Genomic DNA, 18,508 nt, shown 5'->3' with positions numbered 1-18,508 from the left:
CACGGGTGACATCCTTCCACGCAAGGCCGAAGCCTCACACATGAGGTGTCAAGCAAACCCTGGGCAGACCCTGCCGCGCCAAACCGGCACGGAGATCCACGGTAGCGAGCGTGTGCAGGCGGCGATCGTTCTGCTTGCCCGCGGGAGCATCCGGCGATTCCGTGATGCCGTCACCTTGAGCACGCAGGACTGGCGTGACGTACTCGTCGCCGCAGATCTGGCGCACGATGACTGGCCGGCCAGACTTGACCAGGAACTCGGTCCCGTCACGTCGAGCGAAGACGGCAAGTAGCGCCTCAGCGACGAACTCACAGTCAATTGTTGATGATTGACCTGATCCGGTAATCTGCACTCACAGTGATCCCGACGTAAGCACTTATCGACGCCGGGTTGTTGTCTTTTTGGAGGACCGAGATAATCGTGTACGCATGCGGGTCGGGAGCCTTGATGAACGAAGCACTCCAATGATACGTGCCCGCCGCGATGAAGATGTTCCGCGCCCTGTAGCCAAGCGGAGAAACTTCATCGGCTTCGAAGAAGGCAATGTTCCAGCTATAAGTCCCCTTGGCGAGGTAGATATCTCGCTCTACCGTCGCCGTTGACCCCGAGGGAGCGTACGGGTCCAAGAACACTGTCCTTTCTATCATGGCGGAACCTGCAGCACCTGCCCGCGCCGGAGTCACACCCAGCATGGTCGCGAACAGCATGACCGTGAGTGTCACCGCTTGTAGCACGCGGCTGCGACGCGACACCTTCCGCCGGAGCGGAACAGACTCGACAGCACTTGATGAAGTGTTCCGATCGATCAATTCGACCACTCCAAACATGTCAACGGGGTCTTCTCGGCCCTCCCAGGATCGCCCCGGAGCCATGGGACCCCTCCCGAGACTCCCCCGGCCGTCGCCGGCCACGACGCGGTCGACCGGCATCGGGTCGGGCAGCGGGCCTTCGCCCGTGTCGGCCACGACAACGCGTTGTACAACCTCGGGCTGCTGCTGAACGAGCGCGGCCAGCACGCCCAGGCCCTCGTCGTCCGGCGGATCTCACGGTGAGGTGGGGGCGCCGAAATCTGCGCCCCCACGAACACCGCTCGATTCAGGCCAAGGTCGCGTACTGGATCAGGTAGCGCCAATCCGCCGAGTCCGCCGGGTTGTCATCCCCGTACTGGAAGTTGAAGCTCGTAGCCTCGGCCTCGATGCCCAGATCACGGATGTGGTTGTCACCCGCGTCGCCGCTGGCGGTGTTGTCCAGGAAGAACCCCCGGATGACCTTCTCCCCGCCCAGGGCGGCGGCGTTCGCGGTGCCGGTGGCGTGCACCGTGTTGAGGACGGACACCAGGAAGCCGAGCCGGGATCGGGGCACCCAGGCGTAGCTGACGTCGTAGGTGAACGGGTCGTCGCCGTTGGTGTCCTTGTACTGCACCGTCAGCTGGCTGCCGCTCTCCGATACCCCGATCATGTCCAGGTGGTGGTCGCCGTTGTCGAAACCGAACCGGAAACCGCTGAGCACGAAGACGAAGTCGCCGGCCGGGCGCGTCGAGAGCGGCGCGGTGCACTGGCCCTTGCAGGTCCCGTGGAACGACGCCGGCACGATCCCGGCCGGGTCGACGACCTCGTGGGCGACCAGGTAGCTGTAGTTGTCGTCGCCGTTCTCGTCGGCGAACGTGACCTCGACCGCGGACTGCTGCGGCAGCGGCATCGCCGCGACCTGGCGGATGTGGTGGTCTCCGCCGGTGAAGTGGTACTGGAAGCGGCCGAGCAACGGGGTGCCGGACACGCCGACGCCCGGGAACACCGTGCCGTGGGCCGTGCCGATCACCTCGTCGAGCTGGGCGGCGCCGGCCGTGGCCACCCCGCTGGCGAGCAAGCCGGCTACCGCGGTCACCACCGTCAAGATGCGTGCTTTCTTCATCCGTCCTCCCCGACGTGCTGGGACTTCCCGCGTGTCCCGCGGACGACCACACTGTCCCCCAGCTCGTCGACGAACCGTCGACAATCCGTCGACAACCGGTCGTCAATCACGCCTCCGGTCGAACAACCACCGATCGCGGCGTGAAGAACCGTTGCCGAACGAATTTGGTCCCATAAGACAGCGCCGCGACGGAGGCGAACAACGTGACCAGGAATAGCGCGATCAACCCGAACACGCCGATCGAATCGGCCAGCTCGTCGGCCTGGGACAACAAAAGCGCGGCCGGACCGGCACCGATCAAGGGGGCGACGAGCCAGCAGTACAGGTAGGTGCGCGCGATCTCCGCCCCCACCAGCCGGGAGCGGCCGACGATGCGGTACCGGGTGGTGGTCTTGGTCCCGAAGGTCTGCGAGCCCTCTTCCATCAGGTAGTAGCGGGCGATCGGAACGATCGGCAGCACGATGCTGATCCACGCCGTCTTGAATTGCGATCGCGACGCATCGGGCGCGGTCGGGCCGAGCAGGACGCGTCCGATCCCGTTCACCGACTGAAAACTGCGAGCCCGCTGCTGCTCGGCAGCACTGAGCGACCACACGATATCCGGCACGGGCGGACAATACCCCGGCGCCATCGGAAACGACAAGAACGCACTCATCGTAACGGAGACGGAGAACCGCAGATTCCGTCAATGAAGTCAAGACGGCATTTTTTCCGTCCTGGCCGCCGCCCGCCACCGGAACCCGTCGCGGTGCAGCGCGACCGCCACGAGGACCACGACCGCCACCTCGGCCACAACACTCAGCAACGCCTTGGGCGCCGGCTGGAAGCCCCGCTCGGAAAAGCCGAACAACCCGGTCGTCCGCGAGAGCACGAAGCCGGCCGAGGCCCCTGCTGCCAGCCCCGCCGCGGCGATCCGCAGGAGGAGGTTCATGCCAGCTTCACGTCCTTCACCGCCAGGCCCGGCTGCCCGGGCCGGTAGGTCACTTCGCGGATGCCCAGCGCATCGGCGAGCTTGCCGGCCGGCAGCGTCACCGGCGTCGGCGCCGGCCGCGTGCCCGGCTGCGGCAACGGGTACGCCGTCGTCGTCGCGCTGTGGAAGGTGATGTTCCCTTCGGTCTTCGTGAACAGCTGGTGCACGTGCCCGTTGAGGCACGTCACCGACGAGAACCGCCGCAGGTACGACAGCGCCTGGGTGGCGTCGTCGGTGCCCCAGCCCCACGCCGGGTACATCGCGAACAGCGGGATGTGGCTGAACACCACGATCGGCGTGTCCGAGCCGAGCTTCGCGACGTCCTTGCGGACGAACTCCAGCTGGTCCGGCCCGAGGTGACCGAGCTTTTCCAGGCTCAGCGTGTTCACCAGCGCGATGAAGTGGACCCCCTTGACGTCGAAGCTGTACCAGCCGTCGCCCGCGGTGCCGGCCCCGAAGGCCCGGCGGTACTTCTGCCCGGCGTCGTCGACCGAGTCGTGTTCGCCGGGCACCGTGGACACGTGCCCGGTGTTCAGCGTGCCCATCATCTGCTTGACCTGGTCGAACTGGGCGGGCGTGGACAGGTGGGTCAGGTCGCCGGTGTGCACGACGAAGTCCGGCCGGTACCCCAGCCCGTTGATCTGGGTGAGCGCCCGGGAAAACGACGACTCGACGGCGGTGTTGGCCGGGCCCGTGAACCCGAGGTGGCTGTCGCTGATCTGGACGAACCGCAGCGCGTTCGGGTCGTCGGCGACCGCCGCCTCGCCCGGTGCGGCGATCCGGCTGATCACCTCGCCGCCGGTCACCGTGAGGACCACGGCGGCGCCGAACCACGCCGTGTGGCGCAGCAGCTGGCGCCGGGTCATGCCTTCGGGGCCGTGGTCGTCCCCGGTCACGGCGTCACCGTCACGGTCGCGGTCATGAACGGGTGGATGGTGCACAGGTACTCGAACGTGCCCGGCGTCGCAAAAGTGTACGAAAAGGACTGTCCGATTTGGAGAGTCGGGGACCGCAGCGGGCCACCGGAGCCGGTGCTGGTGACCGTGTGCGCGTCCTGGTCGGAGTTGGTCCAGGTGACGGTGGTGCCCTTCGTCACCGTCGTCGCCGCGGGCGCGAACGCGAAGTCCTTGATGGCCACCGTGTTCGAGGTGGCGTTCCCGGCCGCGGACGGCGACGGTGGCGCGGCCATGCTCGTCATGCCGGGCATCGACGGCGGCGACGCGGCGGGCGGCTGTTGCGCGGCGCAGGCCGTCAGCGCCAGCGTCGCCGCGCCCACCAGAACAAAGTGTTTCACCCCAACGGAAATCCTCATGTCCAGGAATACGCGCGCGGGTTACGCTCCCGCGGACGGCACCAGCACCTCGACCACTCCCCCGGCTTCGCGCACCACCAGGTGCGGCAGCGGCGGCGGCGTCACCGGCAGCTGGTGCGTCAGGACGACGCCGTCGACGGCGAACGACGTCCGGTGGCACGGGCAGTTCAGCCGCCGCGCCGGCGCGTCGAGGTTCAGCCGGCAGCCCAGGTGCGTGCAGGTCGCCGAGACCGCCCGCACCTGGCCGCCGGACCGGTGCACGAACCCCGCCACCGCCCCGAAGTCGAACGGCCGCACCCCGCCCTCGGGCAGGTCGTGCGCCGCGACGACGGCCCGCCACTCGCCGTTCTCCGGCCGCAGCGTCGTCTCCTCCGGTGGTGGCGCCGCGGCCGATCCCGCACCCGGGTTCACCAGGTACTCGACGCCCGCGCCCGCCGCGGCCGCCACCGCGGCGGCCGAGGACACCTGGATGAACCGGCGGCGGTTGCCGCCGGGCGCGGCCGCCGGCTCGCCGAGCTCCCGGGCCAGCCGGCGGTGCAGCCCGGCGACGAACTCCTCGCTCGCCGCGGCGCCGCCCGGCCGGGCGGCGCGCAGCAGCACCGCGGTGCGCAGCTCGGCCTCGTCGTCCGGGCCGGCCGCGAACGGGCGCGGCCGTCGCCGCCGCAGGAGGTCCTTCACGAACCGGCGGACGCCTCGAGTGCTCACGTCTCCATCCCTTCCGCCAGCTGCGCCGCCTGGCGCAACGCCCGGTGCTGCAGCACCTTCGCGTTGCCGACGGTGGTGCCCAGCTGCTCCGCCGCTTCCTTGAGCGAGCAAGCCTGCAAGAAGCGCAGCCGCAGGATCCGCCCGTACCGCTCCGGCAGGAGCGCGAGGATCGCTTCGGCACGGGCGAACGTGGCCGGGTCGACGGTGCCCGCTTCGACTGTGCCTGCTTCGAAAGTGGCGACGTCGTGCTCCTCGTCCAGGGTGGTGATCTCCCGGCCGAGTGTGCGCCGCCAGTGCCCGGCCAGCACGGTCCGCGCGGTGGCCAGCAGGTAGGCCCGGACCTCGCCCACGCTCGCCGAGACGCGCAGCGGCCGCAACGCGGTCAGGAAGACCTCCGTGGTGAGGTCTTCGGCGTCCGGCCGGTTGCCCACCTTCGAGAACATCAGCCGGTACACGCGGTCGACGTTGTCGCGGTAGACCGCCTCCCAGTCCGGGTAGACGTCCGCCCCGACCGCGTGCAGCCGCGGGCGCGGCGCCTCGCCCGCTTCGTCCTGCTCGGCGCGCCTGCGCCGGAACCGCTGTGCCACCGGCACCGCCCGCCTTCTCCCCACCGACTCTTCCCGCCACTTGAGGAATACGCGCCCGGGTTACAGCCGTAACCCGGGACCGTATCGGCAGGCGAACCCTCCGACGACCTGGGGAGCGAAATGACCACACCGATGTCGCGCCGGACGATGCTCGTGACCGGCGGGGCGGCCGCCGCCGTGCTCGCCACCACCGGCCTGCCGGCACCCGTCGCCGCCGCGACGCCCGCACGGCCGGGCGGCGCGGACGTCGTCCTCGCCTGGAACCGGGAGCTGCTGGCCATCGTGCGCACGGCCGGCCTGCAGCCGGCGACCGTGCACCCGACCCGCAGCTTCGCGCTGCTGCACGCGGCGATCCACGACGCCGTCGTCGCGACGACGGGCACCGGGCGGCCGTACCTGTTCACCGTCGACGTCCCGGAGCGGGCAGCGCCGGAAGCAGCGGCGGCGCAGGCCGCTCACGACGTGCTGGCCGCGCTCTACCCCACCCGGACCGGCGAGCTCACCGGCCTGCTGGCCGGGCAGCTGGCGGAGGTGCCGCAGGCGGCCGGGCGGGACGCCGGCGTGCGGGCCGGCCGGCTGGTCGCCCGGCTGCTGCTGGGCCTGCGGGCGGACGACGGGTCGACGGCGGTCCCGCCGGTCCTGCCGCCGGGCACCGCACCCGGGCAGTACCGGCCGACTCCGCCCGCGTTCGCCCCCGCCGCGTTCACCCACTGGGCGGCCGTGACGCCGTTCGTGCTCGACCGGGCCGGCCGGTTCCGGCCCGGGCCGTATCCCGCGCTCGGCGGCGCGCGGTACGCCGACGCCCTGCGGGAGGTGGCCGTGACCGGGCGCGACACCAGCACGACCCGCACCGCCGACGAGACCGTGGCGGCGCGGTTCTGGGCCGCGCCGATCTGGAACCACTGGAACGAGATCACGCAGTCGGTGGTCGGCGGCTCGCGCAGCGGCCTGCTCGTCGCGGCCCGGGTGTTCGCGCGCCTCAACCTGAGCTTCGCCGACGCCGTGATCGCCTTCTACGACGCGAAGTACCACCACCGGATCTGGCGGCCGGTCACCGCGATCCGGCTGGCCGCAGACGACGGCAACCCGGCCACCGAAGGAATCCCGGACTGGTCGAGCCTCGCCACCACCCCGGCCGACCCGGCGTACCCCGGCGCGCACAGCGTCATTTCGCAAGCGGGTGCGCAGGTCCTGCGCCAGGAGTACGGGCCGCGCTGGGCCCTGGCGGTCACGTCCGAAGCGCTGCCGGGCGTGACCCGGCGGTTCACGTCGTTCCAGGCCGCCGCCGACGAAGCGGGACTGAGCCGCATCGCCGCCGGCGTCCACACCCGGCTCGACCACGAAGCCGGGCGGCAGCTCGGCCACGACGTGGCCGAGTTCGTCCTCCGGTCGTGACCGCTCCGGCCGGCGCACCCTCCTGGGCGTCGTGGCGTTTCCCATGTGGACGGTGTGGTGGCCCGCAGCTGCCACCGGGCCCGGTCGGCGAACGGGCGTAACGCCCCGTGTTCCGATTCCCCGTCGGCGGAGTCACCCGTAGGCGACTACCGTGACTGGGGTGAGGAGGTGACCGCCGTGGGCCTCCGATGCGATGTCGTGGTGATCGGTGCCTCCGCGGGTGGCGGCGAGGCGCCGCGCCAGACCCACGCCGCGCCCGAGGCGCGCTCGTGAACACCGAAGGCGACCTACGGCTGGTACCGCAGTACCGGCCGGAGTCGACCGTGGCGACTTTGACCGGCCGCTTGACCTTGGCCGGCTACGCGCGGCTGCGCGATGGCGTGCTCAAAGTGGCCGCCGAAGCGCCGGAGCGCGTCATCGCCGACATCCAGAACCTCGAGGTCGACGACGACACCCTGGTGACGGTGTTTTCGGTGATCGCGATGCGGATCGGCGAGTGGCCGGGGATCCCGTTCGCGGTGGTGACCGATCGCGCGGACCACCTCGCCCGGTTGGCGGCGCAGGCCGTGGACCGGTTCGTGACGGTCCACGCCGACGTTGCCACCGCCGAGCAGGCTCGCGACCGGCCGTTCCGGCGGCGGGCGGTGCAGGTGCTGGCCGCGTCGCCGCGTTCGTCCGCGCTGGCGCGGGCGTTCGTCGAACGGGTCTGCACGCAGTGGGGCGTTCCGGACCACACCGAGGACGCCCTCGTGATCGCCACCGAGCTGGTCGAGAACACGATCTTGCACACGACATCGCGCCCGCGGCTGCGGCTGGAGCTGCGGGGCGGTGTCTTCACCGTCGCGGTCGCCGACGACGATCCGCGGGCGGCCGTGATGCTCGAGCTGCCCGGCCGGGAGGACCACGGCCTCGGGCTGCGGCTGGTCGCCGAGACTTCCCGGGTCTGGGGGTGCAGCCGGTCCTGGACCGGGGGCAAGGTCGTCTGGGCCGTCCTGGCCCGGCGCGGCCGATCCCCCCACGGGTTCGGCGGGTAGCGTGCGGAGCGTGACGGAGCCCAGCCGGAAGACGACAGCGAGTTCGAGTCGGTTCTCGCGTACCTCAAGGAGTCGCGCGGCTTCGACTTCACCGGCTACAAGCGCAGCAGCCTGCGACGGCGGGTCCAGGCCGGGGCTGGGAGTTCGCCGAATACATCGACCAGCTCCAGGTCAACGCCCACGAGTTCGTCGCGTTGTTCAACACCGTCCTGATCAACGTCGCCGGGTTCTTCCGCGACCCCGAGGCAACACGCTGAGGTACTTCAACGCCGAGACGCAGACCAAGATCCTCGAGCGGTTCCACTTCGCGCTGGCGCCGCCCGGGTTGATGTTCCTGGGCAAGGCCGGGATGCTGCTCAGCCACTCCCGCATCTTCGAGCCGCTCGACCTCAAGCGGCGCGTCTTCCGCAAGGTGGCCGGCTACAACCATTTCGCCACCGCTGGTCCTCCCGGACGGACGCCGATCGACGTGTCGGGTCTGGACGAGCTGCAGAACATCAACGAAGAACTCCGCGATCGCAGCGTCGAACTGAACGAGCTGAACGACTTCCTGGAGTCCGTGCTGACCTCGATCCAAGCCGGAATCGTCGTGATCGACACCGAAATGCGGATCAGGGCCTGCAACCGCGGCGCCGAGGACCTCTGGGGGGTGCGCCGCGAGGAGGCCGAGGGCACGCACCTGCTGAACCTCGACATCGGGCTGCCCCTGACCGAGCTCCGGCCGGCCGTCCGCGACGCCGGCTTCCAGGCCGGGCTGACGCTGAAGGCGATCAACCGCCGGGGCCGGCCCGCGGTCGTCCGGCTGCTGTGCGGTGCGTTGCGGTCCGCCGGCGGCCGGAGCCAGGGCGCCCTGCTGCTCATGGAAGGGACCCGCCCAGCCGGTATCGCGGTGACTCGGCGGCGGGGTAGCTTGAGACCGTGGACGCCCGACCTCGATCCGGCGCGGACAGCGGGGGAACGTGACCGGACGCCGTGACCGGAGTGTCACGTTGGAGCCCTCGGCCCGGCTGGCCAGCACCCTGGTCACCGTCACCGGGGACCTCGACCTCTCCGGCTACGGGTTCCTGCGCGACGGCCTGCTGAAGGTCGCCGCCGACGGCCCACCCGGGTTGATCGCCGACGTGGACGGGCTGCGCATCGGCGAACTGTCCCCGGCCGCCGTGTTCCCCCTGGTCGCCCGCCGGATCGGCAACTGGCCCGGCATCCCGTTCTCCCTGATCACCCGGCAGCCGGCCCACCTGGACACCTTCCACCGCTCGGGCATCGACCGGTTCGTCGCCGTGCACACCGACGTGGAGGCCGCCGAACGACAGCAGACGATCCCGATCCGCCGGTGGGCCCAGCGGGCGTTTCCCCGCACGGACAGCGCGACGCGGCTCGCCCGCGCGTTCCTCCGGGAGATGATGGCGGACTGGGACGTCCCGACCCTGGTCTACGACGGCACCCTGATCGTCGGAGAGCTCGTCGGCAACGCGCTTCGGCACACGACGTCCGCACCCGAGGTACGCCTCGACCTCCGCCGCGACCTGCTCACCGTCTCGGTCGCCGACGACAGCCCCCGGCCCGCGATCCTCCTCGAGCGCACCGACCTGCGCGACCCCGGACTCGGCCTGCGCATCATCGCCCAGACCGCCCAGGCTTGGGGCAGCAGCCGCCGCTGGTCCGGCGGCAAGGTCGTCTGGGCGACCCTCAGCTCCGGTAGCCACAGCTGAAACCGGTGCATTCGACAGCGCGGGCATCGGCCGGTGGATTTCCTGGCCGCCGCCGGCTGGCAGGTCAGGGCGATCCGAGCACCCGCCGCGTGGAGGCCAACCGTGCCGCCCTCGCCGCGGCCAGGCGGTCGAACCGGGGCCGGTCGCGCTGGATCTCCTGCTCCTGGACGGCCGCCTCGGCATCGTGCCATTCCTCCACCAGGTGGGCCGTCACCTTGCAGTGGACGTCCGCCACGGCCGTCTGCTTCTCCCCCGCGGGGATCACCTCCGCGTCGAGGTTCCAGCGCGGGTCCGAGATCGCCGCCGACGGGGTCTCGTAGCCATACCCCTGCTCCCCCATGCAGGTTCGCCACGCCGCGACCGCCTTCGCGACGCGCGGGTCCCGCTCCGAAGCCCGCAGCGAGCGGAAGTCGGCGTCGGTCAGGAAGTCGTCGTCGACGTTCGTGAGGCGGGCATCGGCTTCGGCTGTACAGCCGCGTTCGCCGAACAGCGCCGTGCGCTGGGCTTCGGTGAGGGCCGCCGACCAGCGGCGCCGCTCGGCCTGGCTCTTGCGCTCCTCGGGTGTCCGCGGGAAGTGGTAGCCGAACTCCGTGGCCGTCGGTTCATCGATCACGCCGTACCGGCGCAGGTTCGGGGACCGGTCGAGGGGGCCGGGTGTGCGGTCGTCCGGCGGCACGTCGAGCTCGACGCCGTGGTCGTGCAGGCAGGCTTGCACCAGCTTGGCACGGGCGCGCCCGACCTCGGTCTCCTCGGCGAACGCCGGGCGGTAGCGGTCGAAGGGGAGCGCGAGCCGTTCCGCGGGGAAAGTGGCGGCCGGGACCGGCTCGGCTCCGCACGCGGTGAGCGTCAAGAGTGCCAAGGCGGCGGCGAAGACCTTCGCGGGCATGCGACCTCCGGGAGGGCCGCCGGTGAGGCCCGAGGGGGTGGGCCCCACCGGCGGAGCGGGTCGGGCCTAGACGCACACGTCCACGGCGCTGAGGCGGTTGTCCCCGATGGCGTTGTTCTCCAGGAACCCGTCGTCGGTGCCGCTGATCGACTTGGTGTGGGCCCCGGTGCCGCCGACGTCCTGCCACAGCATGACGTCGCAGCCCCGGCGGTTCTTCACCGAGCTGGTCTCGTTGTCGATGCTGTCGTTGGTCTGGCCGCCGCTGCCGTCGTACCAGTAGTTGTTGCGCAGGTCGAAGTCGTCCGAGCGCAGGTCGAGCCAGTGGTTGGTGTTCCCCCGGTTGAAGTCGTTGTTTTCGAAGAGGCAGAAGTTGCCGCTGGCGCAGCTGCCGACGGCGAACGCGGGTGTCGCCGCGAACGTCAGCGCGGTCCCCGCCGCCGCGGTCACCAGGGCCATCGAGATGATCTTTCGCACGTGCTCTCCTCACGAAATCCGGCTGGGCGTCCGACCGTAGGCGGCGAGAGCTGCGGGACTGTTGCCGATCGGTGCAATCGCCTGGTCAGCGCCCCGCGGGCAGCCGGGCTTCCGCCAGCCGCCGGCCGGCCGTTTCCGCCAGCCGGGGGCGGTGCTGCGCCACGGAGAGTTCGAGGGCCCGCTCCCACGCCCGGCGCGCTTCGCGGTGCCGGCCGAGTTCCTCGTGCACCTGCCCCAGGTCCAGCTGGATGCCGGTCTCGTCGTAGACGTCACCGGTGGCGCGTACGACGCCGAGGGCGTCCTCGTACCGGCTGAGGGCTTCCTCGTGCCGGTCTCGGCGCTGCGCGATGTACCCCAGGCTGTGCAGGGTCAGGGCTTCGGCCCGGCGGTGACCGAGCCGGCGGCACAGGAGCAGCGCCCGCTCGCAGTGCGCGCCGGCGCTCCCCAGGTCGCCCAGCCGGGCGTGCAGCCAGCCGACCGTGTTGAGCGCGTCGGCTTCGCGCATCGCGTTCGCGGCCGCGCGGTAGAGCTCGAGCGAGCGGTGGGCGTACCGCAGCGCCCGTTCCGGCGCGCCGCGCGCCTCCCACACCCAGCCCAGCGTGCGGTGGACGTCCGCGTGGACTTCACCGCCCGGCGCCAGCGCCAGGGCTTCGTGCAAGTGCCTGGTCGCGTCCTCGTAGCGGCCCACCCGCGCGTAGGCCGTCCCGGTCTGGAGGTGGGCCACGGCCAGCGGCTCCGGCTCACCGAGCTTCCGCGCCGCCGCGACACCGGCCTGCCAAGCCGCCAGGTCTTCGAACGGCAGCCCGCGGACGAAGTGGTACGCGCTGAGGAACCAGGCCAGCTTCCACACGACGCGGTGCCGGCCGCCCGCGACGGCGGCGTCGAGGAGTTCCAGCAGGCCGGCGTGCTCGGCGTCGAACCAGGCCGTGGCCGCCGCCCGGTGCTCGAACGCGGGTGCCGCGCTCCCGGCCGGGGCCGGCAGCGCGGGGACGGGGTGTTCCGGGCGCAGCAGGCGGGCCGCCGCGCGCGCGGCGCGCAGCTGGCTGTCCGTCAGCCGCAGCAGTGCCGCGTCCCGGGCCTCGTCGCCGGCCAGCTCGGCGGCGTACAGCCGGAGCAGGTCGTGCATCCGGTACCGGCCGGGGACGTGCTCCTGCAGCAGGTGCGCGTCCACCAGGGCCCGCAGGACGGGACGGATCCGCGCGCCGTCGAGTCCGGTGAGCGCGGCCGCGGCGAGGAGGCCGATGTCCGGGCCGGGTGCCGCCCCCAGCAGCCGGAACACCTCGTCCGCCACCGGTTCCAATTCGGTGCAGGACCACGAGAACACCGAGCGCAGGTTCGCCTTCAGGTCACCCGCGTCGAGCGCGTCCAGCCGGGTCGGTGGGTTTCGGAGCTCGTCGGCCAGCGCGCCGAGCGGGAACCCGGGCCGGGCGGCGACCCGGGCCGCGACGATGCCGACCGCCAGCGGCAGGCCGGCGCACCAGCGCACCAGGTCGGCGACCGCGCCGGGGTCGCAGCCGCCCGCGGTGGGACCGAGGTACCGGGCCAGCAGCTCGCGCGCGGCCGCGTCGGGCAGCACGTCCAGGTCGAGCAGCACCGCGCCGCGCACGCCGAGACCCGTCAGCCGGTGGCGGCCGGTGACGAGGACGGTGCACGTCCCGCTCCCCGGCAGCAGGGGTTCCACCTGGGCCACGTCCCGCGCGTTGTCCAGCACGACGAGCAGCCGCCGGTCCGCCGTCCGGCTGCGGTAGAGCGCGACCAGCTCGTCTTCGTCCGTGGGCAGTCCGGCGGAGTCGGCACCCAGCGCGCCGAGCAGCCGGCGCACCGCCGCTTCCGGGGTCGTCGGCCGGCCCGCCGGGTCGAAGCCGCGCAGGTCCACGTAGAGCTGACCGTCCGGAAAGGACTCGAGGTGGTCGTGCGCCCACCGCAGCGCCAGCGCCGTCTTGCCGACCCCGGCCGGGCCGCTGACCGCGCACACCCGCACGGTGCCGGAGCGGACGGCGGCGGCCCGGGTGAGCGCGGCGGTTTCGCGGTCCCGGCCGACGAGCCACCGCGGGGCGGCCGGGAGCTGGCGGGGCACGGTGTCCGCCGCCGGCTCGAGCCCGGGGTCCGCGGCGAGGATCTTCCGGTGCAACTCCCGCAGCGCGTGGCCGGGGTCGGCGCCGAACTGCTCGGCGAGCCGCCGCCGGGTCCGCTCGTAGTGGTCCAGCGCCTCCGCCTGGCGTCCCGCGCGGTAGAGGGCCAGCACCAGCTGGCCGGCGACCCGCTCGTCGAGCGGGTCGGCCGCCGCCCGCGCGGCGGTCTCCGCGAGCACCAGGTGGTGCCGGCCGAGGCGCAGCGCGAGATCGACGCGGTCGAGCTCGGCCGCGGCCCGCTCGGCGGCCAGCGTCTGCCGCAGCTCTTCGCTCCACGGGCTGTCGAGGTCCGCGAGCGCGTCGCCGCGCCAGAGCTGCAGCGCCTCGTCGAAGCGCGCCAGTGCCGGGGCCGCCCGGGCCTCGGAGACGAGGGTGCGGAACCGGTGCAGGTCGATCGCCGCCACCGCCACGCGCAGGACGTACCCGCCCGGGCCGTACGCGATGTCGACGTCTTCGGCACCGGCCAGCCGGCGCCGGAGCCGGGACACGTAGCTGGCCAGGCTGCGGCGCGCCCGGTCCGGCGGCCGGTCCGCCCACACCCGGTCGGCGAGCCGGCCGACCGGCACCGGCTGGTTGACGTCGACGAGCAGCGCGGCGAGCACGCACCGCTGCCGCGCGTGCCCGAGGTTGACGGGCCGCCCGTCGACCTCCGCTTCGATGGTTCCGAGCAGACGGAATCGCACTGGCACGGGACAGGTCCTCAGGTGGCCGGGACGCGGGGGCAGCCGGGCGGAACAGCCACAATGGACACCGGCGGAAGGCCGTGCGCCACACCGGCACGGATCGACCAGGGTGGACGGCGCTCGGGCATGCGCAGACGATAGGCCGCCGGCCTTCGGTCCGCCTTCCACCCGGCTTCGCCCAGAACGCAGACGTGTCTGCGGACCGCGCCTGTCCACTCGGGACGCGGTAGGCCGGCCGCGTCAGCTCCTCGTTTGAGGGTGCGGACGTAGCTGGCGCGGAGCGCACATCGAGCTACCACCGCGCGGGGGTCAGCGATCCATCAGAGCGAAGACGCCCCAGCCGAGGTATTCGCGTTGGTACCGGGCGTGGCGCACCGGAGCGGCGGTGAGTTCCGCACGCAGCTGCCCGGCCAGCTCGTCGCCGGGATGCGCGTCCAGCCAGCGACGGGTGTTGAGCCACTGAGCCGCCACGTACCGGTCCCAGCTGTCCTGATCGGCCAGAACCATCTCCACGACGTCGCAACCCAGTTCCCCGAACTGTTCCAGCAGTTCCGGGAGGACACGGAAATCGTCTGCGCTGGTGGCGTGACAGCCTTCGACGGTGGCCTGGTCCTGGGGTTCCCGGCGCCAGTACGGTTCGCCGATCAGCATCACGCCGCCGGGACGCAGGCTGCGCCGGAGCAGGTCCACAGTCCCGGCGACGCCACCCCCGATCCACGTCGCACCGACACACGCCCCGATGTCGACCGGGTCGTCGGCAACGTGACCAGACGCGTCACCATGGATGAACGTGACCTGTTCGGCGACCTCCAGTTCGATCGCCCGCGCCCGGGCCTTGGCCAGGAACACCGTGCTGATGTCGACGCCGGTCCCGGTGACGCCGTGATCGCGGGCCCAGGTGCACAACAACTCGCCCGAACCACAGGCCAGGTCGAGCACCCGAGTTCCGGGCGGCGGGTCCAGCGCCTCGCCCAGTGCAGCCAGTTTCCGGCTGGTGAGCGGGTTGTGGATGCGGTGGCTGCTCTCGCGGATGGTGAAGCTACGGGGTAAATCCACTTCGGGGAATCCTTACGTCCACGCGGTTCGACGGAACACTAGGGGTGCCGCACGTGCCGGTCCACCGGTTATCGCGTCGACCCCGGACGCGCCGGCGAGCGGCTTCGGGATCAGTCCTGCAAGTCTTCCGCGGTGAACGAGCGGCGCTCGGTGAGCTGAGCCAGGTGCGCTTCCAGGGTCTCGAGCTGCTCGGGCCCGATCCGGGCCGCCCAGCGGCTGCGCACGTCGTCGAACAGGGCGCCGCCGATGGCCATCAGCTCGTGGCCTCGCGGGGTGACCCGCACGCGCTTGCGGCGTCCGTCGCTCGGGTCGGGCTCGCGGTCGACGTAGCCGAAGTCCTCCAGCACGGCGATGGTCTGCGCCGCCGCCTGCTTGGTGACCGACAACCGGCGACCGAGCTCGGACGCCGTGTCCGCACCCGCCTCGACCGCGCGCAACGCGAACTCGTGCACGGGGCGGACACCTCGGTGGCCGCGCTTCGCGAGCTCCACGTTCACCTCGTCGACCATCGAGTGGAAGCCGCCGAGCAGCAGAAGCGCGAGCTCGGCACCGCTGGACTGCGCCATGCGGCCGATCATACGAGGCCCGGCCAGATAGACAAGTCACTTGTCTATCCTCTAGAGTTCGACAAGTTACTTGTCCATCTGCTCGAAGGGACCACATGAACCGCCACGCCGCCACCATCCCCGGTGTCCACCACCACCGGGTCGCCCTCAACGGCACCGAACTGCACTACGTCGCCGCCGGCACCGCCGGGTCTCCCGTGCTGCTCGTTCACGGCTTTCCGGAGACCTGGTGGGTGTTCCACAAGCTGATCCCCCGGCTCAGCGAGCACCACCGGGTGTTCGCTGTGGACCTCCGCGGGTTCGGCGACTCCGCCACCGCCACGCGCGAGCACGACAGCGCGACCGCGGCGAACGACCTCAGCGACCTGATCGCCGGCCTGGACGTCGGCCCCGTCCACCTCACCGGCCAGGACATCAGCGGCCCCACGACGTTCCGGGTCGCCGCCACCCACCCCGAACTCGTCCGCAGCTACACCGGAATCGAGACCGGGCTCCCGGGATTCGGCGCCGAGATGCTCGCCGACGTCACCCACGGCGGCGCCTGGCACATCGGCGTCCTCGCCGCCCCCGGCATCCCGGAAATGCTCCTCACCGGACGCGAGCGGCCGTTCCTCACCGACTACGCGATCCCGTCCCTCGCCGGGAAACCCGACGCGTTCACCGACGCCGACATCGACGAGCTCGTCCGCTCCTACGCCCGGCCCGGCGCCTTCGCCGGCGCCGCCGGCCTGTACCGGTCACTGCTCTCCGAAGGAGACGAACTCCGCACGCTCGCGGCCCGCAAGCTGGACCTGCCCGTCCTCGCGGTGGGCGGCCGCTCGGCGAACTTCACGCCCGCCACGCTGCGGCAGGTCGCCACCGACGTGATCGCCGTTCAGCTCGAACGGATCGGGCACTACGTGGCGATGGAAGCCCCCGAGCAGCTCGCGGCCACCCTCCGCTCCTTCTACACGGACATCGATCGCTGAGGACCCACGAAAACCTCAGTGCGGCAGGACGAGGTGGTCGGCGATCGCGGACAACTCCGCCTGCGCGCCGCGGCCCGCCACGGCGATCGGCGCGTCGTGGACGGCCTTGAGGATCCACAGTGTGCGGTAACCGTTCTCGTCCTGGTAGCGCGTCGCGTGTCCCTGGACCGGTGGCCCCTCGGTGCCGCTCACCTGACTCGGCTCCCCGACGTGCACGTGGATCGGCGGCAGGGTGCTGCACGTGCCCAGCGAGTAGCCCGTGCGCGGACCGCCGCTCGGGCCGTTCTTCTCGACGTCGAACGTGCACATCCGCAGGCCGTCGGGCAGCTTGCCGAGGCCGAACGCCGGGGTGACCGTGGTCTTGCCCGGGAAGGTGACGTTCTCCGCGACGCGGCGGCCCGCGTCGATCAGCTGCTGCGCCGACGCCGTGCTGCCCGGCTGCGCGGCCACGTTGACGTACAGCGAGCCGCCCTCGGGGTGGGTCAGGTGCAGCTCGTAGCCGCCGGGGCCGCCGGAGTGGGAGCTCTCCACGCCGGCCCGTCCGCGGATGGTGACGGGCTTGCCCGGACCGGACTTGAAGGCGGCCTGGTCGACCGGCATCATCCGCATTTCCTGCACGTCCACGAGCAGGACCTGAGGCCCGGACGTGACGGTCAGCATGTACTCGCCGCCGTACACCGGCTTGTCGGGGTGCGCCGCGCTGCCACCGACGTTGATCCGGCGCGCGAGGTAGTCGGCCTTGCCCGGCGGCAGCCAGCCGAGGGAGTAGGGCATGGTCAGCTCCGCGATGGCCGCCTCGGCCGGCGCTTGAAGGGCGGCCGGACCGGTGCCCGTGGCGACCTCGTTGTCGTGCGCCGGCCGGTTCAGCGCGACGACGGCGACCGCGGCCAGGGCGAGCAGGGCCACCCCGGCGGCGGCCGCGAGCGGCGGGCTCACCACGGCGCGCCGGCGGTCGAGGCGCTGACGCGTGGCCGCCAGCACCTGGTCGCTGTCGGGGACGTCGGGCTCGTGGGCGGTGAAGGTGTCCTTGATCAGGTTCTCGATGTCCATCAGCTCTCCTTGGCCTGGGCCATCCGATCGATGCTCAGGCCGTGTCGCAGGGTCGTCAGGGCTTTGCGGGCGTGGGCCCGCACGGTGGCCTGGGCGCAGCCGAGCAGGCCGGCGATGTCGGCGTTGGCGAGCTGCTCGTAGTACCGGAGCACCACGACCGCGCGCTGACGCCGGGGCAACCGCGCCAGGCGCTGCCACATGTCCTCGCGCGCCGCGTGGTCCGACGCGAAGTCATCCGGCCGCGCCTCGTCCGGCGGGTCGCCCACGGCGATCAGCCGCGCCGACCGGCTGCGGCGCCAGGAGGGTAGTCGTTGGTCACCATCCGCAGCACGTAACGGTCGGGGTGCTCGGCGTCACTGATCCGCGACCGCCGTCGGTACGCCTTGACCAGCACGTCCTGCACCAGGTCAGCGGCCTGCTCCCGCTCCCCGGTCAGCATCGTCGCGTAGCGCAGCAACCGCGGCAGGTGCGTCCGGACGAAGTCCTCGTAGTCAGCCATCACTATGAAGACTGCTGCCACGCGCGATCCGTGTACCTCCGCGCAGAACTTCCTCGCGAACTCGCGCCTCTTCCCTGCCTACGCGTCGTCCCAGATCTTCATCGCCTGCGGCTCCGGCGCGAAGTGGTCCCGGATGTCCTTCGTGGCCAATATCGGCAGCAAGCTCAGCAGCACGAGTCCCTGCACGCCCTGGATGACGCGGTACCAGACCGGGAACTGGGAGATGACGATCAGATAGGCCAGCGCACCCGCGCCGAAGATCGCGATGGCCAGAAGCCGGTAATAAGTGCGTCGCAGGCCGAGTTTCAGCCGCGCGACAAAACGGGCGTAAACCACCGAAACGACCAGGATCGACAGCGGCCGGATCCAGAGCGTGCCTTCCAGCACGCCACGCGTCGCCGCCTCCCGGCCCGGGAGGACCTTCCCGGCCTCGACCATGTGCTGCACCTGGTAATCGAGTACGGAACTCTTGAACACGAAGGTCAGCACCGTGAGCAGGACGCTGATCCCCACGTTGATGTACAGCAGGACGACGATCGGTCTGAGCGTGCGCTCGACGGTACTCATG

21 protein-coding genes and 2 pseudogenes are annotated in these 18,508 nt (G+C 71.6%); 7 read left to right on the top strand and 16 right to left on the bottom strand.

The window, feature by feature from the left end:
* A partial coding sequence (locus C2L58_RS50245; protein ID WP_233225584.1) for a hypothetical protein occupies positions 1 to 292 on the top strand: 292 nt, incomplete at its 5' end.
* Between the two features lie 22 nt (positions 293 to 314).
* On the opposite strand, the gene C2L58_RS48490 is transcribed toward C2L58_RS50245, so the two are convergent.
* The 8 genes from C2L58_RS48490 to C2L58_RS06245 form a co-directional block, all read right to left on the bottom strand.
* Positions 315 to 707: a hypothetical protein gene (locus C2L58_RS48490; RefSeq protein ID WP_146073533.1), complete on the bottom strand. Its 393-nt coding sequence runs from the start codon at positions 705 to 707 to the stop codon at positions 315 to 317.
* A gap of 388 nt (positions 708 to 1,095) precedes the next feature.
* Positions 1,096 to 1,911, bottom strand: a complete 816-nt coding sequence (locus C2L58_RS06275) for a hypothetical protein (RefSeq protein ID WP_103336581.1) — start codon at positions 1,909 to 1,911, stop codon at positions 1,096 to 1,098.
* Positions 1,912 to 2,017: 106 nt separating this feature from the next.
* Positions 2,018 to 2,518 carry a hypothetical protein gene (locus C2L58_RS06270; RefSeq protein ID WP_233225583.1) on the bottom strand — a complete coding sequence of 167 codons (501 nt, stop codon included), beginning with the start codon at positions 2,516 to 2,518 and terminating at the stop codon, positions 2,018 to 2,020.
* An 87-nt stretch (positions 2,519 to 2,605) separates the two neighbouring features.
* Complete coding sequence (locus tag C2L58_RS06265; protein WP_103336578.1) at positions 2,606 to 2,842, bottom strand: hypothetical protein; 237 nt, start codon at positions 2,840 to 2,842, stop codon at positions 2,606 to 2,608.
* Entirely contained in the window at positions 2,839 to 3,777 is a 939-nt protein-coding gene (locus C2L58_RS06260) for a metallophosphoesterase family protein (protein ID WP_103336577.1), read from the bottom strand. The genes C2L58_RS06265 and C2L58_RS06260 overlap by 4 nt, the downstream gene beginning before the upstream one ends.
* Positions 3,774 to 4,175: a plastocyanin/azurin family copper-binding protein gene (locus C2L58_RS06255; protein ID WP_233225582.1), complete on the bottom strand. Its 402-nt coding sequence runs from the start codon at positions 4,173 to 4,175 to the stop codon at positions 3,774 to 3,776. The genes C2L58_RS06260 and C2L58_RS06255 overlap by 4 nt, the downstream gene beginning before the upstream one ends.
* Before the next feature lie 39 nt (positions 4,176 to 4,214).
* Positions 4,215 to 4,898 (bottom strand): ubiquinol-cytochrome c reductase iron-sulfur subunit, encoded by a 684-nt coding sequence (locus tag C2L58_RS06250; protein WP_103336575.1) that lies wholly within the window; start codon positions 4,896 to 4,898, stop codon positions 4,215 to 4,217.
* Positions 4,895 to 5,491 carry an RNA polymerase sigma factor gene (locus tag C2L58_RS06245; protein WP_103336573.1) on the bottom strand — a complete coding sequence of 199 codons (597 nt, stop codon included), beginning with the start codon at positions 5,489 to 5,491 and terminating at the stop codon, positions 4,895 to 4,897. Before C2L58_RS06245 ends, C2L58_RS06250 begins: the two co-directional genes overlap by 4 nt.
* Before the next feature lie 114 nt (positions 5,492 to 5,605).
* Here C2L58_RS06245 and C2L58_RS06240 point away from each other — a divergent pair, with 114 nt between their 5' ends.
* From C2L58_RS06240 to C2L58_RS06220, 5 genes and pseudogenes are all read left to right on the top strand, one after another.
* On the top strand, positions 5,606 to 6,880 hold the full coding sequence (locus tag C2L58_RS06240) for a vanadium-dependent haloperoxidase (protein ID WP_103336572.1): 1,275 nt from the start codon (positions 5,606 to 5,608) through the stop codon (positions 6,878 to 6,880).
* Between the two features lie 269 nt (positions 6,881 to 7,149).
* Positions 7,150 to 7,914 carry an ATP-binding protein gene (locus C2L58_RS50240; protein WP_233225581.1) on the top strand — a complete coding sequence of 255 codons (765 nt, stop codon included), beginning with the start codon at positions 7,150 to 7,152 and terminating at the stop codon, positions 7,912 to 7,914.
* Between the two features lie 81 nt (positions 7,915 to 7,995).
* A pseudogene (locus C2L58_RS51685) lies at positions 7,996 to 8,127 on the top strand (hypothetical protein); the annotation flags it as partial.
* A gap of 115 nt (positions 8,128 to 8,242) precedes the next feature.
* Positions 8,243 to 8,890: a PAS domain-containing protein gene (locus C2L58_RS49735; protein WP_441296291.1), complete on the top strand. Its 648-nt coding sequence runs from the start codon at positions 8,243 to 8,245 to the stop codon at positions 8,888 to 8,890.
* 13 nt (positions 8,891 to 8,903) lie between these two features.
* Entirely contained in the window at positions 8,904 to 9,626 is a 723-nt protein-coding gene (locus tag C2L58_RS06220; protein ID WP_233225580.1) for an ATP-binding protein, read from the top strand.
* Positions 9,627 to 9,690: 64 nt separating this feature from the next.
* Here the strand turns inward: C2L58_RS06220 and C2L58_RS06215 are convergent, their stop codons facing one another.
* The 5 genes from C2L58_RS06215 to C2L58_RS06195 all read right to left on the bottom strand — a co-directional run bounded on the left by C2L58_RS06215 (position 9,691) and on the right by C2L58_RS06195 (position 15,423).
* On the bottom strand, positions 9,691 to 10,512 hold the full coding sequence (locus C2L58_RS06215) for a hypothetical protein (protein WP_103336569.1): 822 nt from the start codon (positions 10,510 to 10,512) through the stop codon (positions 9,691 to 9,693).
* 66 nt (positions 10,513 to 10,578) lie between these two features.
* Entirely contained in the window at positions 10,579 to 10,986 is a 408-nt protein-coding gene (locus C2L58_RS06210) for a peptidase inhibitor family I36 protein (protein WP_103336567.1), read from the bottom strand.
* 85 nt (positions 10,987 to 11,071) lie between these two features.
* On the bottom strand, positions 11,072 to 13,807 hold the full coding sequence (locus C2L58_RS06205) for an AfsR/SARP family transcriptional regulator (RefSeq protein ID WP_103336566.1): 2,736 nt from the start codon (positions 13,805 to 13,807) through the stop codon (positions 11,072 to 11,074).
* A 303-nt stretch (positions 13,808 to 14,110) separates the two neighbouring features.
* A complete protein-coding gene (locus C2L58_RS06200) occupies positions 14,111 to 14,857 on the bottom strand; it encodes an SAM-dependent methyltransferase (protein ID WP_103336564.1) in 747 nt (248 codons plus the stop codon).
* Between the two features lie 110 nt (positions 14,858 to 14,967).
* Positions 14,968 to 15,423, bottom strand: a complete 456-nt coding sequence (locus C2L58_RS06195) for a MarR family winged helix-turn-helix transcriptional regulator (protein ID WP_233225579.1) — start codon at positions 15,421 to 15,423, stop codon at positions 14,968 to 14,970.
* A 95-nt stretch (positions 15,424 to 15,518) separates the two neighbouring features.
* Here C2L58_RS06195 and C2L58_RS06190 point away from each other — a divergent pair, with 95 nt between their 5' ends.
* On the top strand, positions 15,519 to 16,391 hold the full coding sequence (locus C2L58_RS06190) for an alpha/beta fold hydrolase (protein ID WP_103336561.1): 873 nt from the start codon (positions 15,519 to 15,521) through the stop codon (positions 16,389 to 16,391).
* Between the two features lie 15 nt (positions 16,392 to 16,406).
* Here C2L58_RS06190 and C2L58_RS06185 read toward each other — a convergent pair whose 3' ends face one another.
* The 3 genes and pseudogenes from C2L58_RS06185 to C2L58_RS06175 form a co-directional block, all read right to left on the bottom strand.
* The gene (locus tag C2L58_RS06185; protein ID WP_103336559.1) at positions 16,407 to 17,441 is read right to left on the bottom strand and encodes a hypothetical protein; all 1,035 of its coding nucleotides are present in this window, start codon (positions 17,439 to 17,441) and stop codon (positions 16,407 to 16,409) included.
* Positions 17,441 to 17,940: pseudogene (locus C2L58_RS06180) on the bottom strand (SigE family RNA polymerase sigma factor). The gene C2L58_RS06185 and the pseudogene C2L58_RS06180 overlap by 1 nt, the downstream one beginning before the upstream one ends.
* A 78-nt stretch (positions 17,941 to 18,018) precedes the next feature.
* Positions 18,019 to 18,507 (bottom strand): hypothetical protein, encoded by a 489-nt coding sequence (locus C2L58_RS06175; RefSeq protein WP_103336558.1) that lies wholly within the window; start codon positions 18,505 to 18,507, stop codon positions 18,019 to 18,021.
* Between the last annotated feature and the right edge of the window lies 1 nt (position 18,508).

Source organism: Amycolatopsis sp. CA-126428, assembly GCF_002904335.1.
Classification (GTDB): Bacteria; Actinomycetota; Actinomycetes; order Mycobacteriales; family Pseudonocardiaceae; genus Amycolatopsis.
Note: the sequence above shows the minus strand (reverse complement) of the source record. Positions and strands in the feature narration are given on the sequence as shown.

Excerpts from the sequence above, each read along its gene's own strand:
- C2L58_RS48490 (WP_146073533.1), bottom strand. The coding sequence starts at position 707 with ATGCTGTTCGCGACCATGCTGGGTGTGACTCCGGCGCGGGCAGGTGCT.
- C2L58_RS06275 (WP_103336581.1), bottom strand. The coding sequence starts at position 1,911 with ATGAAGAAAGCACGCATCTTGACGGTGGTGACCGCGGTAGCCGGCTTG.
- C2L58_RS06265 (WP_103336578.1), bottom strand. The coding sequence starts at position 2,842 with ATGAACCTCCTCCTGCGGATCGCCGCGGCGGGGCTGGCAGCAGGGGCC.
- C2L58_RS06240 (WP_103336572.1), top strand. The coding sequence starts at position 5,606 with ATGACCACACCGATGTCGCGCCGGACGATGCTCGTGACCGGCGGGGCG.
- C2L58_RS49735 (WP_441296291.1), top strand. The coding sequence starts at position 8,243 with ATGTTCCTGGGCAAGGCCGGGATGCTGCTCAGCCACTCCCGCATCTTC.
- C2L58_RS06215 (WP_103336569.1), bottom strand. The coding sequence starts at position 10,512 with ATGCCCGCGAAGGTCTTCGCCGCCGCCTTGGCACTCTTGACGCTCACC.
- C2L58_RS06195 (WP_233225579.1), bottom strand. The coding sequence starts at position 15,423 with ATGGCGCAGTCCAGCGGTGCCGAGCTCGCGCTTCTGCTGCTCGGCGGC.
- C2L58_RS06190 (WP_103336561.1), top strand. The coding sequence starts at position 15,519 with ATGAACCGCCACGCCGCCACCATCCCCGGTGTCCACCACCACCGGGTC.
- C2L58_RS06185 (WP_103336559.1), bottom strand. The coding sequence starts at position 17,441 with ATGGACATCGAGAACCTGATCAAGGACACCTTCACCGCCCACGAGCCC.
- C2L58_RS06175 (WP_103336558.1), bottom strand. The coding sequence starts at position 18,507 with ATGAGTACCGTCGAGCGCACGCTCAGACCGATCGTCGTCCTGCTGTAC.